The sequence below is a fragment of the Ensifer sp. EB106-05-01-XG146 genome (assembly GCF_058791875.1).
Genome location: NZ_JBYTDX010000002.1, coordinates 880,412 through 895,360 on the forward strand (window position 1 = coordinate 880,412; position 14,949 = coordinate 895,360).

At 62.4% G+C, this 14,949-nt stretch carries 13 protein-coding genes; 5 read left to right on the top strand and 8 right to left on the bottom strand.

The features are described 5' to 3' along the window. Positions 1-3 precede the first annotated feature (3 nt). The 3 genes from ugpA to AC3WVQ_RS24140 form a co-directional block, all read right to left on the bottom strand. Positions 4-885, bottom strand: a complete 882-nt coding sequence (gene ugpA / locus AC3WVQ_RS24130; RefSeq protein ID WP_034790369.1) for a sn-glycerol-3-phosphate ABC transporter permease UgpA — start codon at positions 883-885, stop codon at positions 4-6. 68 nt (positions 886-953) lie between these two features. Continuing rightward, positions 954-2,258, bottom strand: a complete 1,305-nt coding sequence (ugpB, locus tag AC3WVQ_RS24135; protein WP_113187769.1) for a sn-glycerol-3-phosphate ABC transporter substrate-binding protein UgpB — start codon at positions 2,256-2,258, stop codon at positions 954-956. 351 nt (positions 2,259-2,609) lie between these two features. After that, positions 2,610-3,074 carry an Lrp/AsnC family transcriptional regulator gene (locus AC3WVQ_RS24140; RefSeq protein ID WP_034790372.1) on the bottom strand — a complete coding sequence of 155 codons (465 nt, stop codon included), beginning with the start codon at positions 3,072-3,074 and terminating at the stop codon, positions 2,610-2,612. A 126-nt stretch (positions 3,075-3,200) separates the two neighbouring features. On the opposite strand from AC3WVQ_RS24140, the gene alr reads away from it, so the two are divergent. From alr to AC3WVQ_RS24160, 4 genes are all read left to right on the top strand, one after another. Beyond that, positions 3,201-4,331: an alanine racemase gene (alr, locus tag AC3WVQ_RS24145; RefSeq protein ID WP_492383059.1), complete on the top strand. Its 1,131-nt coding sequence runs from the start codon at positions 3,201-3,203 to the stop codon at positions 4,329-4,331. A 24-nt stretch (positions 4,332-4,355) separates the two neighbouring features. Next, positions 4,356-5,606 (top strand): D-amino acid dehydrogenase, encoded by a 1,251-nt coding sequence (locus AC3WVQ_RS24150; RefSeq protein WP_192372228.1) that lies wholly within the window; start codon positions 4,356-4,358, stop codon positions 5,604-5,606. Positions 5,607-5,642: 36 nt separating this feature from the next. Beyond that, positions 5,643-6,023: a RidA family protein gene (locus AC3WVQ_RS24155; protein WP_060610740.1), complete on the top strand. Its 381-nt coding sequence runs from the start codon at positions 5,643-5,645 to the stop codon at positions 6,021-6,023. A 280-nt stretch (positions 6,024-6,303) separates the two neighbouring features. Next, complete coding sequence (locus tag AC3WVQ_RS24160) at positions 6,304-6,609, top strand: hypothetical protein (RefSeq protein ID WP_060610737.1); 306 nt, start codon at positions 6,304-6,306, stop codon at positions 6,607-6,609. A 148-nt stretch (positions 6,610-6,757) separates the two neighbouring features. Here the strand turns inward: AC3WVQ_RS24160 and AC3WVQ_RS24165 are convergent, their stop codons facing one another. Continuing rightward, on the bottom strand, positions 6,758-8,806 hold the full coding sequence (locus AC3WVQ_RS24165; RefSeq protein ID WP_492383060.1) for a bifunctional aldolase/short-chain dehydrogenase: 2,049 nt from the start codon (positions 8,804-8,806) through the stop codon (positions 6,758-6,760). Between the two features lie 370 nt (positions 8,807-9,176). Between AC3WVQ_RS24165 and AC3WVQ_RS24170 the strand changes: the two genes are divergently transcribed. Then, complete coding sequence (locus tag AC3WVQ_RS24170; RefSeq protein ID WP_252160886.1) at positions 9,177-10,166, top strand: sugar-binding transcriptional regulator; 990 nt, start codon at positions 9,177-9,179, stop codon at positions 10,164-10,166. A 31-nt stretch (positions 10,167-10,197) separates the two neighbouring features. On the opposite strand, the gene AC3WVQ_RS24175 is transcribed toward AC3WVQ_RS24170, so the two are convergent. From AC3WVQ_RS24175 to AC3WVQ_RS24190, 4 genes are all read right to left on the bottom strand, one after another. After that, complete coding sequence (locus AC3WVQ_RS24175; RefSeq protein WP_252160887.1) at positions 10,198-11,145, bottom strand: carbohydrate kinase family protein; 948 nt, start codon at positions 11,143-11,145, stop codon at positions 10,198-10,200. A gap of 80 nt (positions 11,146-11,225) precedes the next feature. Next, entirely contained in the window at positions 11,226-12,185 is a 960-nt protein-coding gene (locus tag AC3WVQ_RS24180) for an ABC transporter permease (RefSeq protein WP_252160915.1), read from the bottom strand. A 74-nt stretch (positions 12,186-12,259) separates the two neighbouring features. Next, complete coding sequence (locus tag AC3WVQ_RS24185; RefSeq protein WP_492383061.1) at positions 12,260-13,828, bottom strand: sugar ABC transporter ATP-binding protein; 1,569 nt, start codon at positions 13,826-13,828, stop codon at positions 12,260-12,262. A gap of 87 nt (positions 13,829-13,915) precedes the next feature. Further along, positions 13,916-14,917, bottom strand: a complete 1,002-nt coding sequence (locus AC3WVQ_RS24190; protein WP_089044878.1) for a substrate-binding domain-containing protein — start codon at positions 14,915-14,917, stop codon at positions 13,916-13,918. Positions 14,918-14,949: the final 32 nt, after the last annotated feature.

The window sequence follows — 14,949 nt, forward strand, 5'->3', positions numbered from 1 at the left end:
GCCTCACGAATAGTGGACCCGCTTCTCGACGAAGCGGAACTGGAACGCAGTCAGCGCAATGACGATGATCATCAGGATCACCGACTGGGCTGCCGAACTGCCGAGGTCGAGATTGACGAAGCCGTCGTTATAGACCTTGTAAACGAGCGTCTCAGTGGCCTTGGCGGGGCCTCCGCCTGTGACCGCGTGAATGATGCCGAAGGTGTCGAAGAAGGCGTAGACGGTGTTGACGACGAGCAGGAAGAACGTCGTCGGCGCAAGTAACGGGAATACGATGGTCCAGAACCGTTTGGTGCCACGGGCACCATCGATGGCTGCCGCTTCGATCAGCGACTTCGGGATCGCCTGCAGGCCGGCGACGAAGAAGAGGAAGTTGTAGCTGATCTGCTTCCAGGCTGCCGCGACGATCACCAGAAACATCGCCTGGTTGCCGTTGAGCAGCGGATCCCAAGCGAAGCCATTGCGGCGCAGAATGTAAGAGAAGGTGCCCATTGCAGGGTTGAACATGAACAACCACAGCATGCCGGCAACAGCCGGGGCAACCGCATAGGGCCAGATTAGCAGCGTGCGATAGACGTTGCGCCCGCGCACCACCCGGTCGGCCGCCGTGGCGAGCAGCAGCGCGAGCGCCATCGACAGCAGCGCGGTCGCAAGGCTGAAGGCCACGGTGACCTTTAGCGAATGCAGATAGTCCGGGTTGGCAAGGATTGCCCGGAAGTTGGCGAGACCGACGAAGCCGGATTTAAGGCCGAACGGGTCCTCGCGCAGCACCGACTGGTAGAGCGCCTGGCTGGCGGGCCAAAAAAAGAAGATGACCGTCAAGACGATCTGAGGTGCCAGCAGAAGATACGGCAGCACCTTGTTTGGAAACACGACGGACTGCATGGACTCCCCTCCCCATCAAAGACCGGTCCGCACCGCCTTTCGGCGATGCGGACATTTCGTTTAGGAGGTCAGTTTCCGACAGCAGTCTTGATCGCTGCGTTTGCCTTCACGACACCTTCGCTGAGGGCCGTCTTGGCATCCTTCTGGCCGGCAAGCATCGCTTCGAACTCTTCATTGAGGATGTCGCGAACCTGCGGAAGGTTGACCAGGCGAACGCCCTTGGAGTTTTCGGTCGGCGCCTTGCCCATCATCTGCTTGATCGGCGTCTCGCGGCCCGGGTTCTTTTCATAGAAGCCGGACTTCTTGGTTTCCTCATAGGCTGCAAGCGTGACCGGCAGGTAGCCCGAAACCTGGTGAAGTTGGGCCTGAGTTTCCGTCTTCGAGAGGAAATGGAAGAACTCGGCCACGCCCTTGTATTCGCCATCGCTCTTGCCGGCGAACACCCAGAGGCTTGCGCCACCCGGGATGGTGTTCTGCGGGCCATGGCCCTCATAGTAGGGAAGCTCGCCGACACCGTAGTTGATGCCCGACTTGACGATGTCGCCGAGGCCACCGGAGGATTCCGTCAGGATCGCGCACTCGCCCGACATGAACAGCTGCTTGGCTTCCGAGGTGCGACCGCCGTAACGGAAGGTGCCGTCCTTGGCGAGGTCGGCGATCGACTGGAAGTGGTCGACGAAGAGCGGCGCGTCGATCTTCAGTTCCACTTCGAGCCCGGCAAGCCCGTTTTCGTTCGTGCCGTAGGGCACGTTGTTCCAGGCCGAGAAGTTTTCGGTCTGGATCCAGGTCAGCCAGGTCGAGGTGAAGCCGCAATTTGCCGCCCCGCTCGCCTTGATCTTCTTTGCCGCTTCGAAGACCTCGGGCCAGGTGGCCGGCGGCTTGGCCGTATCGATACCAGCCTTCGTAAAGGCGTCCTTGTTGAAATAGAGAATCGGGGACGACGAGTTGAAGGGGAAGGACAACATGGTCCCGTCAGCCTTGGAATAATAGGCGACGATGCCCGGCAGATACTGGTCCTTATTGAACTCGTAGCCGCCCTTCTTAAGCACCTCCGCCACGGGGACCACGGCACCTTCCGCGCCCAGCATCACGCCACTGCCGGCGTCGAACACCTGCAGGATGGCGGGAGCCTGCTTGGAGCGGAATGCAGCGATACCCGCGTTCAGGGTCTCGCCATAGGTGCCCTTGAACACGGGGACAATCTTGTACTCCGACTGGCTTTCATTGAATTCCTTGGCAAGCCTTTCAACGGTTTCGTTGTTGGCGCCCGTCATCGCGTGCCACCAGGCAAGCTCCGTTGCCGCGAAGGTGTTCGAGGCGGCGAAGATCGAGATTGCAGATGTGGCCGCAAGCGTCCATTTCAAAACTCTCATGGCGGTTCCTCCCAATATTGAGACGACAAGTCTCGGTGCTCAGTCGCGTTGATCCTCCTCAATCAGTCGCGCCTGACTTTCGCAGCGAAAGTGCGCTGATTAAAAACGAACGATAACGAACCTGCAAGAGAAAATAGAATGCAGAATTCGCAATTTTCCGCCTTCGGAATATTCGTTCTGTTTCATATATGAACGCTGGAGGCACAATTGTCCCGGGCGAGATACAAATCGCCAACCACCCACAGCCTGCGCGACCGACTTGCGGCCGATGGACTTGCCCGCCTCCTCGCCTTGATGCCTGTCGCCCTCCTGCTCTGCTAGGGGCGGCCGCCGGGGTTCTGACACTGCAGCCTATCGACGCGCCTTAGGACGTGTCGCGAGCACGTTGCGGATCGCAAAGCTCGAATGGATCCGGGAGACCCCCGGTAAAGCCGAGAGAATCTCCTTGTGGATGCGTTCGAACTCGCCGGCATTGGCGACTTCGACGCGCAGGAGATAGTCCGATCCACCGGTCATCAAAAAACACTCCCGCAACTCGGGATGTCTTCGTACAGCCGCCTCGAACCGGTCGAGATAGTCCTCCGTCTGGCGGTCCAGCGTGATGTTGATGATAACGGCAATGCTGGCCTCGACGTTCGAGGTGTCCACCAGGGCGGTATAGCCGCGGATGACGCCGGACTGTTCCATCAATTTTATCCGCCTTAGACAAGCGGATGGCGAGAGCCCGACCTCGGTCGCGAGGCTGGCATTGCTCCGGCGCGCGTCCAGGCGCAGCAGCCGAAGGATATTGCGGTCTATGGTGTCGAGCGCGGGCATTGCAGATTATTCCAATTCTTCGCTGTTTCATTCAAAGATCACGAATCCGTGCAACGATCAATCGACAATTCGTCGACAATTTTGCGATCGTTTCACTACCCTCCGGACAAGTTGGGAGGCTCGGCCATGGACGGCGCAGTCAGGGAAAATACGCAGCAGAAAGCGATCAAGGGCGGCGCCTCAGGCTACCTCACGATCGATCTTGCGGCGCTGGTTCGAAATTACGACCGGCTTGTGTCTGAAATTGCGCCGGCGCGGGCCGCAGCAGTCGTCAAGGCGGATGCTTATGGGCTTGGCGCGGACCGGGTCGCGGCGCGCCTCTATGACCACGGCTGCCGGCACTTCTTCGTGGCCCAGTTCGTGGAAGCTCGGCGCCTGCGACCTCAGCTTGCCCGCGATGCGATGATCTTCGTTCTGAATGGCCTGCAGCCGGGCAATGAGCTCGCCTGCGCCGACGATGGCATCGTTCCAGTCATCAATTCCCTCGAACAATTGCGGCAATGGGCCGGTGCGGCTGTAAACCTCAACCGTCGCCTTCCCGCGGCGCTGCAGTTCGACACAGGCATGTCGCGGCTCGGTGTCCCGCCGCAGGAACGACCGGCGATCGCATCGATGCTGCGGACCTGCGGCATGATCGACATCCAGTTTGTCATGAGCCACCTGGCCTCTGCCGACGATGTCTTGAGCGAGCAGAACGGCAACCAGCTTGCCGAACTCCGACGCATCGCCACGGAGTTTCCGGAATACGAACTGTGCTTCGCCAACTCGGGCGGCATTTTCCTCGGCGAAGCCTATCACGGCGTGCTCGTTCGGCCAGGGATTGCACTCTATGGTGGTGCTCCGACGGATGGTCATCCAAACCCGATGGAGCCGGTCATCAAGCTCGATGTTGCGGTGGTACAGACGCGTGAAGTGCCGACCGGAGCGCGCGTCGGTTATGGCGGCAGCCATGTCGCCGCAAGCCCGACCCGGCTTGCCACCATTGCTGCCGGCTATGCCGACGGCCTGCCGCGCAGCCTGAGCGATCGGGGTGCGGTCTATTGCGACGGTGTTCGCTTGCCGATCGTCGGCCGGGTGTCGATGGACAGCATCACCATCGACATCTCTGCCTTGCCGGAGGGGCGCCTACAACTCGGCAGCCTGGTGGAGGTCCTCGGGCCCAACCAGACACTCGAAGACATCGCACACGATGCCGGCACCATCTCCTACGAAATCCTGACCGGTCTCGGGCATCGCTACGAACGGCAGTATAGCTGAGCTTCCTTTCCTTTTGAGGACATCATGAAAGTTATCGTTCTCGGCGCCGGCATCGTCGGCGTCACCTCGGCCTACCAGCTTGCCAAGAGCGGACATGAGGTCACCGTCATCGATCGCCAGCCCGGACCGGCGCTGGAGACGAGCTTTGCCAATGCCGGCGAGGTTTCCTTCGGCTACTGCTCGCCCTGGGCAGCACCCGGGATTCCGATGAAGGCGATGAAATGGCTGTTCATGGAGCACGCGCCGCTCATCCTTCGACCGAAGGTCGATGCCGCCATGATCTCCTGGATGATCAAGATGCTCTCGAACTGTACGTCCGGGCGCTACGCGATCAACAAGAGCCGCATGCTCAGGCTTGCCGACTACAGCCGCATCTCGCTCGCTGCGCTGCGCGCCGAAACCGGCATCGCCTATGACGAGCGCATGCAGGGAACGCTGCAGCTCTTCCGCACCCAAGCCCAGCTCGACGCCTCCGGCAAAGACGTCAAGGCGCTCGCCGCCGACGGTATTCCCTACGAAGTTCTGGACCGCGACGGCTGCATTCGCGTCGAGCCGGCGCTAAAACATGTGCGCGAGAAGATCGTCGGCGGCCTGCTGACGCCGAAGGACGAGACCGGCGACTGCTTCAAGTTCAGCAACGAACTTGCGAAAAAGGCGGAAGCGCTCGGCGTGCGCTTCAACTACGGCAGCATCATCCGCAGCCTCGACGTGGAAGGCGGCCGGATCAAGGGCGTCGTCACGGCGCATGGCACGCTCAAGGCCGACGCCGTCGTCGTGGCGCTCGGCAGCTTCTCCCCTCTCCTCGTCAGGCCGCATGACATCCGTCTGCCGGTCTATCCGGTCAAGGGCTACTCATTGACGATCCCGATCACCGACGCTTCGCGCGCGCCGGAATCGACCGTTATGGACGAAACCTTCAAGATCGCCATCACCAGGCTCGGCGATCGCATCCGCGTCGGCGGCATGGCGGAAATCTCGGGTTATACCAACGATCTCGGCGAGCCTCGCCGCCTGACGCTCCAGCACTCCGTCACCGATCTCTTCCCGGGTGGCGACGTGTCGAATGCAAGCTTCTGGTCGGGGCTTCGCCCAATGACGCCGGATGGCACGCCTGTGATCGGCCCGACGAAGGTCGCCGGCCTTTATCTCAACACCGGTCACGGTACGCTCGGCTGGACGATGAGTTCCGGTTCGGCCCGCGTCATCGCTGATCTCGTCAGCGGACGCCAGCCGGAAATCGACGCCACCGATCTCGCGATCGCCCGCTACGCATAAGCGTGTTGCAATCAACCACCAATCTCGGAGACGATCATGATCCAGGAAATCCACACCACCGACGCGCCGGGTGCCGTCGGTCCCTTCTCACAGGCAATCAAGGTCGGCAACCTCCTGTTCGTCTCCGGTCAGCTTCCGATCGATCCGGCCACCGGAGAGTTCAACTCGGACGACGCGATCGCGCAGGCCGAGCAGTGCCTCAAGAACCTTGGGGCTATTGCGACCGCAGCGGGCACGACCCTTTCCAACACCGTCAAGACCACGGTTCTGCTCACCGACCTCGGACAGTTCGCGGAGATCAACAAGGTTTATGCGGGCTTCTTCGCCAAGCCGTTCCCGGCACGCGCCTGCTACGAGGTCAGCGCTCTGCCGAAGGGCGCGAAGGTGGAGATCGAGGCGGTCATCGCTATCCCGTAAAGTTTGCTGGCGCCGAAGCTCTTTCGGGAAAGGCGGGCGAAGCCGGCCGGCGGTCGACAGCCTCGCCGGCCAGGTTTCCGCGTCCGACAAAGTTCTGTTTCGTCATTTGGAAGACGAGGAAGACCTGATCATCCCGCTCATCTATCACCCAGCCCGGTTCCGCGCTTGCCTAGGGCTGTCGCTTGGCCTTGCCTCCTCCCCTCGCCTACGCAAACAATGAGTTGACCGTTTTAAGCGCCGAGGCGACACTTGTGATGTGCATCAAGGCAGGAGGGTAATGATGGCTGAGGCGGACCACTGGCGTCATATGGCAAGCGCACCGAAAAACGGGAGCCGGATCCTCGTTACGATCCGCCCGTCCGAACAGGGCGCCGCGGAAGTCGATCTCGCCTATTGGTCGAAGGGTGATCAGTTCGGGTCCGAAGGCTGGCGCGCCTCCGATTCCTCGCCCGGTCGCATCATCGAGTATCCCGAGCCTGAGCTGAAGTGTTGGATGCCGATGCCCATGGCCAATCTCGACCGCGCCGCTATGCCCCTGCCCTGGGAAGGCGAGGACGAACAGGAACTGGACGGCTCCGGGATCTAGTAGCCCACGCGCCAGCTCGTCAGGTAGCCCTTCGCTGTGCGTTGGCTTAGGCCGTCGCGTTGTCGAACTTTCTTCGCCAGGTCGAGCCGATGTTCTTCATATCGCAGGGCACGGCCGCGGTGGTGCTCACCGCGGCCGCACAATCTGGCTATCGCATCATCGCCGCGACATTGCCGCCGTCGACGGTGATGACCGCGCCTGTGCTCGTGCGTGCCTTGGCGAGGTGCACGAAGGCTTCGGCCACATCCTTGGCTGCGACTTCGCGATGAACGAGATTGCCGCGCATGTAGGCTTCCGGTGTGATGCCGCGGGCGCGGCTGCGCTCCTCGACCATCTGGTCGGTCATGAGACCGGTGCGGATGCGATCGGCGTTGACGGCGTTCGAAGTGATGCCGTCCGCGCCATGCTCGACGGCGTATTGCCGCATCAGCGCCATCAGCGCCGCCTTCGAGGTGCCATAGGGACCGAAGTTGGGGCCGGGATTGACCGCCTGCTTGGAGACGTTGAACACCAGCGCGCCGCCGGTGCGTTGCGCCTTCATGATCCTGGTCGCAGTCCGGGCAATGTAGTGATGCCCCCAGAAATTGAGCGCGAAGGCTTTCTCGAAGAGTTCGTCGGAGACCTCGATCATGGCGCCCTGGAAGGCAGCGCCGGCGTTCGAAATGACGATGTCGACACCGCCGAAATGTTCGGTAACGCTGGCGAGAGCGGCTTCAACGGCCTTGGGGTTGGTCACGTCGCAGGCGACGCCAAGGCCGCCAAGCCGGGCGGCCTCCTTCTTGACCGCCGCTTCGGCAAGATCGACGAGGGCGACTTCGGCGCCTTCCGCACGCAGCGCCTCGGCAATCGCAAGGCCAAGGCCGCCGGCGCCACCGGTCACCACCGCGACCTGTCGGCTGAGCGGCTTTTCCACCTGCTTCGCCAGTTTCACCTGCTCAAGCGACCAGTATTCGATGTCGAAGAGATCCTGTTCCGACAGCGCCTCGAAGCTCTCGATGCCCTCGGCGTTGCGGATGACGTTGATCGTGGCTTCCGCGACATCGGCGCCGACGCGTGCCGCCTTCTTGCTGGGACCTGCTGCGAAGAGGCCGACGCCGGCGACGTAGAAGACGCGGGGCATCGGGTCGAGCATCTTCTTGTTGCCGCCAACACGCGCGTTGTTGCGCTCGAAGTAGGCGCGGTATTCGGCGATGTAATCCGCCACCGCCGTGCGCACCGTCTCTGCCCAGGTGGCCATTTCTCCGGTAACCGGCGCCGGCAGGGCCAGTCCGAAGCGCTTGATGTGGATAACATGCTCCGGCGTCGCATTGCCGCGGCGCGCGAGATCGGCAGCGTTTTCTGCGTTGCAGAACGCGAGCACGGTCTCGCTCGCGCGGTGTTCGAGCACGAAGCGCTTCGGAGAGCCTTCGACACCGGTGTCGATGGCGACGGCGCCCCGCAGGATCGGGGCGATTTCGGCGGCCGACGCAATCGCTGCCGGTTGCTTTGCCTGAACGAACGGGCGCGGATTGCCTTTGGCAATGCGGCGCTCGGCCATGTCGATTGCCGCGATCATCTTTTCATAGGCTTCGCGCGGATCCTCCGACCAGGTGAAGATGCCGTGCTTCAAGAGGATCATGCCGTCGGCGGTCGGATCGGCGCGGAAGGCCTCGTCGCAGGCTTTTGCGAGATCGAAGCCGGGCATGACATAGGGAACGATGATCGTCTTGGGGAAGAGTTCGCGAACGATATCTTCCCCGTGCGGCTGGTTGGTCAGCGACACGATCGCGTTGGCATGGGTGTGGTCGATGTGCTTGAACGGCAGGTTGGCGTGCAGGATCGCTTCGACCGACGGGTTGGGCGCTGTTGGATCGAGCAGCAACCGGCGCTGCAGCATGACCATGTCGTCGTCGCTAAGCGCCTGGAAACCGACCATCGCCTGCAGGGGCTGCAGGCGGACGGCCGGCAGTCCTGCCGGCTCGATCGTGCCCATGTCCCAGCCGCTTCCCTTGACGCAAAGAACCGGAATTTCCGAACCGTCGAGATCGGTAAAGGTGGTCTTCACCGACGTGTTTCCGCCGCCGTGCAGCACCAGTTCCGGATCCGATCCGAGCAGGCGCGTGGTGTAGGTGCGGATCGCCAGGTCGCGGTTGACGCCGTTGCGGACGTAGGCGTCGACGACACTGGCATATTCGGTTTCAGACCATCTCGATTTCATGCAAAGGCTCCTCAGCTTCCGGCAGACATCACCTGCGACGGCTCCGGACAAAAATGACATGGCGGGACCATGCCCACCGAGCCACGGGAGGCTGACGGGAAAGGCCGCTTGGGAAATTTGGGATCGGCGTCTGGCGCGGGCCGCGTCGAAGAGGCGCGGGTCCGATCCTGTCTGCCGCGGTCTCGCCTGCCCATGCGGCCACATTCGCGGCCGCGTGCTCAAGCGCGATTCCGTTCTCGTCGTCCGTCACAACGGAACATAAACAAATGACAACATAGTGTGTCAAATGTCAATTGAGTGTTCGAATTTGTTTGACGGCAGCCGCTTTTCCGGTTTGAGGTGGCGCAAACGGTATCAAGCGGAGTGACGGATGACGGAGAGCGCGCGGGCAAGTTGGATGATCGGCGAAGGCAAGTCGTTGCCGCCCGAGTTCGATGACGGGGTCGTTTGGGCCGCCTGGCTCTACTACGTCGATCAACTGACCCAGAGCGACATCGCCAAGATCCTCGGCATGTCGCGCGCGACCATCGTCAACTACCTTCAGGAGGCCCGCGAGCGCGGCCTCGTCACCATCCGCGTCAACACCGATGTCGGCGGACGCGTCGCCGTGGCTCGCAAGCTCAAGGAGAAGTTCGGGCTCGAAGGAGCGCTGGTCATTCCCGCGGGAGAGCCTGCGTCGCTGGTGACGCGGCTCGGTGAGGCGGGCGCCCGCCTGCTTGCCGACATGATCAAGCAAGGCGACACGATCGGTGTTGCCTGGGGACGGACCGTGCTTGCAGTCGCCGACCAGATATCGCTGACCGAACCGCTCGATGGGCTGACTGTCGTCCAGGTCTCGGGTAGTTCCATCGCCAATCCCGAATTCTCGCCGGAGTTCTGTACCTCTCTGATGTCCCAGCGCATTCACGCGCGCTGCGTGAACCTTTTGGCGCCGGCGCTGCTGTCGACGCCGGAACTGAAACGCTGGCTTCTCTCCGAACCGGTGCTCGTCAAGCAGTTCGAGCTTATTCATTCGACCAACATCCTGGTCTTCGGCGTCGGCGATATCGGTCCCGACACGCTGATCCGGTCGGCCAATGTCGCAAGCCAGGAGGACTTCGACTCCTACCAGGCGCACGGCGCAGTTGCGGTGCTGATCTGCCGGTTCATCGACGAGGCGGGCCGACAGGTGAGCGGCGAACTCGACGATCGCATGGTGGGCATCGAGCTCGACGAACTCGTGCGCATTCCGAGCCGCGTCTGTGTCGCAGGAGGCGCGAACAAGGTAACGGCAATCCGCGCGACGATGAATGGCGGCTACGCCACTCACCTTGTCACCGACATCGAAACCGCCGAGATGCTGCTGGCCGAAGGGGCCTGAGGCGCTCCGTCAGGAGCGCCCTGCCCGCCGGTCAGCTTGCCTTGACGCGCGCGGTGCGCATGAATGCCTGCGTCCCCTCGAAGGAGGTGATGCCGGCATCCGATCCGAGACCGGTCGCCACCAGCGCGGCCGAGGCCTGCGCGAACTTCAGTGATGTCTCCGTGTCCATCTTGTGGTGCAGGCCGGCGATGAAACCGGCATTGAAGGCGTCGCCACAGCCGGTCGTATCGACGACGTCGATCTCGAAGGCCGGCAGTTTCACGGTCTTTCGGTCCGGATCCATGAAATAGACGCCGTCGCCGCCGAGTGTGAAAACGCAATGCTTCACACCGAGATCGCAGAAGAAGAGCGCCGCATCCTCGGCGGTTTTCCGCCCGGAAATCAGCATGGCCTCCTCCACCGACGGCATGAAGTAGTCGATATAGGGGAAGAGCGGGCGGATGAGGGAAAGCGTCTTCTCACTGGCGCCGAGCAGATCGAAGGTGACGATCCGGCCCTTGGCCTTGGCCGCTTCGAGAAGCACGCGGCTCGGCTCACCGTCGAGGCGGTCGAGCAGGCCCGTGCCGCCAAGGTGGACAATCGGCGCCGCCGTCACGCGATCGAGCGCTTCGGCTGCGATCTCGAAATGACCGGACGCGCCGCGGACGTGAAGAGCAGGCCTTTCGCCGTTGCGGCGGATGTTGAGGATCGTGGCAGACGTCGGAACGCCGGGGATCCGCTGCATCTCGGCCGTGTCGACGCCGAAGCGCTGCAAGGTCGAAAGTACGAAATCGGCCTTCTCGTCGTCACCGACGGCGCCAACCGCGAGGCAGTTGAGACCGAGCTTTGCAAGGTCGACGACGGTGCCCCCGGCGGTACCGGCAACCGTCAAGCGGATCTCGTCGATAAACTCGACATTGCCGCCCTCGGGAATGCGATCGACCGGGCGACCGAGGATGTCGAGAATGTAAAGTCCGATGACCGAAACATCGTGCGCCATGCACTCAAACCTTTCTCAAGGAAACAGGGTTGTCGAATGACGCCGGCCCTGACCGCGCTTGGCGGCCCCGGGGCCAGCCGTCAGGATTGTCTGCCGCGGATCGAGAAGATCGCGCCGGCGAGAATGATAAAAATACCGACGATGACGAGCTGCCAGGTGCTCGGAATGCCGACGAGAATGAGGACGTTACTGACGAGCGTGATCAGCACGACGCCCAGAAGCGTGCCGATGACGCTGCCGGAGCCGCCGGTGATACGCGCGCCGCCGAGGACCACCGCGGCGATGATTTCGAGCTCGGCGCCGGCGAGATCGAACGGGTTCGCCAGCCGGTTGCTGGAGACGTGAATGATCCCGGCGATGCCGGCGAGAAGTCCCGCATAGGCAAAGACAAAGATACGGACCGTGCGCAGGTTGTAGCCGAGCCGCTCGGCCACACCGGCGTTTCCGCCGACGGCGTAGACTGCACGGCCGATGAGGGTTCGCTCAAGGATCCACCAGGTGACGACAGCGGCGACGGCGAGGATGAGCACGAAGGCCGGCAACGTCGAGGTCGAGCCATTGGCACTGTAATGGGTGAAGAGTGAGAGCTTTCCGAACGCGTCCATTGCCGCAGGTATGTTCATGAACAGCGCCGTGCCGACAAAGGTGAGCAGGAAGCTGCGGATGACATATTGCGTGCCGATCGTCACGATCAGAGACGGCGCCTTGAGCGCGTGAACCAGAACGCCGTTGAGCGCGCCGAAACAGGCGCCGCCGATTGCGCCGAGCGCGAGGATCGCGACGATCGGCATGTCGGGCACGACATTCACGACCAGCATGGTGACGGCGTACATGACGAAGGCGGCAATCGCCGTGAACGAGACGTCGATGCCACCGGAGGCAAGGACGACGAGCACGCCGAGCGCGAAGAGGCCGCGGACGACGGACGCACGCAGGATGTCGAAAAGGTTCGACACCTGCCAGAAGTCCGTGTTGATCGCACCGACGACGAGCGAAACGGCGACGATCAGGATCAGCGTGAAGGCCGGAGGGTGGCGCATGAGCCACGTCCAGATGCCGGCAACGGCGCCCGCGCTTTCAGACCGGGGTGCTGCCGGGGAGAAGGTGGTTTCGCTCATTGAAGCCTCGCAATGGTATCGTCGGTCAGCGCGCGGGAGAGAACGTCTTCCGCCAGCCCCTCGGCGGCAAAGGTTTTGACGACTCGACCCTTGCGCATAACCATGATGCGGTCGCAGTTCTGCAGCAGTTCGGGCAGGTCGTCGCTGATGATGATGACGGCCATGCCGTCGCCGGCGAGCCGCTGGATGATCCGATAGATCGTGTCCTTGGAGCCGACGTCGACGCCGACGGTCGGGCCGTGCAGGATGAGCAGTTTTGGTTCGATCGTCAGCCAGCGCCCGATGAGCACGCGCTGCTGGTTGCCGCCGGACAACGACTGCACCGGCTTGTCGACGCCGGCCGAGACGACCTGAAGGTCGTCGACCGTGCGCTCGGCGAGCGCTCGGCTGCGGCGCCCGTCGACGATGCCGAAGGCATTGCGCAGCCGGTCGAGGACCGGAACCACGATATTGTCCTTGATCGATTGCGAAAGGAACAATCCCTCCGAGAGCCGGTCCTCGGGAACGTAGCCAATCCCGGAAGCGATCGCATCGGCGGGTTTGCCAAGGCGGATCTCGTTGCCTTCGAGAAATACACCGCCGCCGTCGGCCGGTGAAACGCCTGCAAGCGCAAGCGCCAGTTCGTTGCGCCCGGAATCGAGCAGGCCGGTAATGCCGATGATCTCGCCTTTGCGCAGCGACAAGGACACGTCAGCGAAAAATCCGCTCCGTGAGAGCTTTTCGACATTGAGCAGCTTGTCGCCGAGCGTGATGGCGGACCGCTGGCGGGTGTCGTCCAGCACCTTGCCCGTCATCCAGAAGGCCAGATCGGCCTTCGAATGGCCCTCGACGTCGCATTCGGCGACTTTCTGGCCATCGCGCATGATGATCGCCCGCCCGCCGAGCGACTTGCACTCGTCGAGCTTGTGGGTGACGAACAGCACGGCCACGCCCTTGGCGCGCAGGCGGTCGACGACGCCGATGAGATTGTCGACCTCGTGTTTGGTCAGCGCGGTCGTCGGCTCGTCCATGATGACGAGGCGGGCGTCGGAGGCGATTGCGCGGGCAATGGCAATCAGCTGCCGCGTCGCCATCGGCAACTCGTCCGTCCGCGTTGAAAGAAAGGTCCTGCTCGCCGGCAGGCCGACGGCCGCAAGGGCGCGCTCGGCCGTCGCCCGCATCTTCGGTATGTCGAGCCGCCGCGCAAGCTTGCCCGACGAGGACACCAACTGCTGAGTCAGGCCGATGTTCTCGGCGACGGAGAGATTGGGGAGCAGCGAGAAATCCTGATAGACCGTTTCGATGCCGGCAGCGAGGGCTGCAACCGGCGTCAGTCCGGTGACCGTCTTGCCGTCGATCAAGAGTTCGCCTGCATCAGCCCCTTGAGCCCCGGAAATGATCTTGATGAGCGTGCTCTTGCCGCAGCCATTCTCACCCATCAGGTGATAGATGTTGCCGGCCTCGATCGAAAGGCTCACGCCCTTGAGCGCGCGCACGCCACCGAAGTGCTTCTCGATGTTGCGCACCTCCAGAAAAGGGGTCGCGGGCTTGAGATGCGGTTCACCGCCAGTGGGCTGGGGCTGCATGGCTTTGTCCTGATGGTGCATGAGGGCGTTCGAGGGACACGCCGCCGCGCCGGTTTATGGCGCGACGGCATTAATCGGCAGAACCGATCAGAACGGGTATTTGCCGTAGTTCGACTTGTCGACGTCGACCCAGGCTTCGCCGACGACGATGATACCGTCACCGGCACCCTTCTTGACCGTCACCTTTTCGTAGCCGGGCACGCCGAGATCCATGCCGTCCTTGATCTCTTCGCCCTTGATGACCATGTCTGCCACCTTGTTCATGACGTAGCCGGCATCCTTCGGATCCCAGAAGCTGATGCCATCGACGGCGCCGGATTCAAGATAGGATCCGGTATCCTTCGGCAGACCGATGCCGAAGACGCAGGTCTTGTCCTGCAGGCCGGCCTCTTCGACGGCGCGGCCGATGCCGATGACGTCGATGGCGGAGCCGCCCTGGAAGCCCTTGATGTCGGGGTACTTGCGCAGGATCTCGCGGGCCTTCTCATAGGCGCGGTTGGCGTCGTTGAAGGATTCGTTCTTCTCCGAGACCAGCTCCATCTCTGGGTACTTCTTGGCGTTTTCAGCGCCGCCGTCAGCCCACTGGACATGCGTCAGGCTGCCGAGCGAACCGACGAAGGACGTCCATTTTCCTGATTTGCCCATGCACTCGGCGATCTTCTCGTTGAAGCGGGCGCCGAAGGCCTTGTTCTCGAAGGCTTCGATGTCGACGAGCGTGTTCTTCATGCTGTCGGCCTCGTGGGTCACCACCTTGATGCCGCGCTGGGCGGCGCGCTTCAGCACGCCTTCGAGCGACGACGCATCCATCGGCACGACGGCAATCGCGCTGACCTTCTTGGCGACAAGGTCCTCAATCAGGCGTGCCTGCTGGGCGGCATCCGCTTTGCCCGGGCCGATCTGGCTCGTGGCAACCGTGTCGTTGTCGTTGCCATAGGCGGCGACGCCCTCGGCCATGCGGGTGAACCAATTCTCGCCGGTGACCTTGACGACGGTCACGATGCTCGGCTTCTCCTCGGCCATGGCAGCCGCGGCACTCCAGATGGTGCTGAGAGCCACGGTGCAGGCGGCAATTTTACGAAAATCAGGCATAGTTCCTCCCATTGCGCCTTCGAAAGGAAAGA

Coding starts and splice junctions, on each gene's coding strand:
- AC3WVQ_RS24170 (WP_252160886.1), top strand. CDS start 9,177: ATGACGGAGAGCGCGCGGGCAAGTTGGATGATCGGCGAAGGCAAGTCG.
- alr (WP_492383059.1), top strand. CDS start 3,201: ATGGACGGCGCAGTCAGGGAAAATACGCAGCAGAAAGCGATCAAGGGC.
- ugpA (WP_034790369.1), bottom strand. CDS start 885: ATGCAGTCCGTCGTGTTTCCAAACAAGGTGCTGCCGTATCTTCTGCTG.
- AC3WVQ_RS24155 (WP_060610740.1), top strand. CDS start 5,643: ATGATCCAGGAAATCCACACCACCGACGCGCCGGGTGCCGTCGGTCCC.
- AC3WVQ_RS24150 (WP_192372228.1), top strand. CDS start 4,356: ATGAAAGTTATCGTTCTCGGCGCCGGCATCGTCGGCGTCACCTCGGCC.
- AC3WVQ_RS24165 (WP_492383060.1), bottom strand. CDS start 8,806: ATGAAATCGAGATGGTCTGAAACCGAATATGCCAGTGTCGTCGACGCC.
- AC3WVQ_RS24175 (WP_252160887.1), bottom strand. CDS start 11,145: ATGGCGCACGATGTTTCGGTCATCGGACTTTACATTCTCGACATCCTC.
- ugpB (WP_113187769.1), bottom strand. CDS start 2,258: ATGAGAGTTTTGAAATGGACGCTTGCGGCCACATCTGCAATCTCGATC.
- AC3WVQ_RS24180 (WP_252160915.1), bottom strand. CDS start 12,185: ATGCGCCACCCTCCGGCCTTCACGCTGATCCTGATCGTCGCCGTTTCG.
- AC3WVQ_RS24185 (WP_492383061.1), bottom strand. CDS start 13,828: ATGCAGCCCCAGCCCACTGGCGGTGAACCGCATCTCAAGCCCGCGACC.
- AC3WVQ_RS24140 (WP_034790372.1), bottom strand. CDS start 3,074: ATGCCCGCGCTCGACACCATAGACCGCAATATCCTTCGGCTGCTGCGC.
- AC3WVQ_RS24160 (WP_060610737.1), top strand. CDS start 6,304: ATGGCTGAGGCGGACCACTGGCGTCATATGGCAAGCGCACCGAAAAAC.
- AC3WVQ_RS24190 (WP_089044878.1), bottom strand. CDS start 14,917: ATGCCTGATTTTCGTAAAATTGCCGCCTGCACCGTGGCTCTCAGCACC.